This is a genomic window from Pseudomonas tremae (assembly GCF_001401155.1).
GTDB classification, from domain to species: Bacteria; Pseudomonadota; Gammaproteobacteria; order Pseudomonadales; family Pseudomonadaceae; genus Aquipseudomonas; species Aquipseudomonas tremae.
Window position 1 is genome coordinate 1 of sequence record NZ_LJRO01000020.1, and the last position, 345, is coordinate 345.

Annotated in this window: 1 protein-coding gene and 1 pseudogene; one reads left to right on the top strand and one right to left on the bottom strand. The window is 63.5% G+C overall.

Going from position 1 to position 345, the window contains the following annotated elements; all coding sequences use genetic code 11:
* Positions 1-84, top strand: an 84-nt coding sequence (locus ALO43_RS31965; RefSeq protein ID WP_412778905.1) for a hypothetical protein, incomplete at its 5' end; no start/stop codon positions are given.
* A 24-nt stretch (positions 85-108) separates the two neighbouring features.
* Here the strand turns inward: ALO43_RS31965 and ALO43_RS00540 are convergent.
* Positions 109-345 (bottom strand): annotated as a pseudogene (locus tag ALO43_RS00540) (HD-GYP domain-containing protein); the annotation flags it as partial.

Sequence of the window (345 nt, forward strand, 5' to 3'; positions counted from 1 at the left end):
GCCAGCCACATCAACAGCAAGCTAGGCGTCGAGCGGCGTACCCAGGCGGTGGCGAGGGCGAAGGTACTGGGCTTGCTGGGTTAGCCGGCAGGGCGACTCATCAACTGATCAGGCCGGGCTGCCCGCCCACAGCGTATCAACCTCTTCCATACCCCAGTCGGTCGGCGTTTCGATTTTGACGATCGCGTCCGGGTCGGCAAAACTGCCCAGATCGATGATCTGCGCGGCGAACGTCTTGCCGGTCCGCGCCGACATGAAGACCTTCACCCTCGGTTTCAGCAGCGACGCCTCACTTTGCTCGACCACAACGCCGAGACGCCCGCTTTCCAGACGCACCAGCGTACC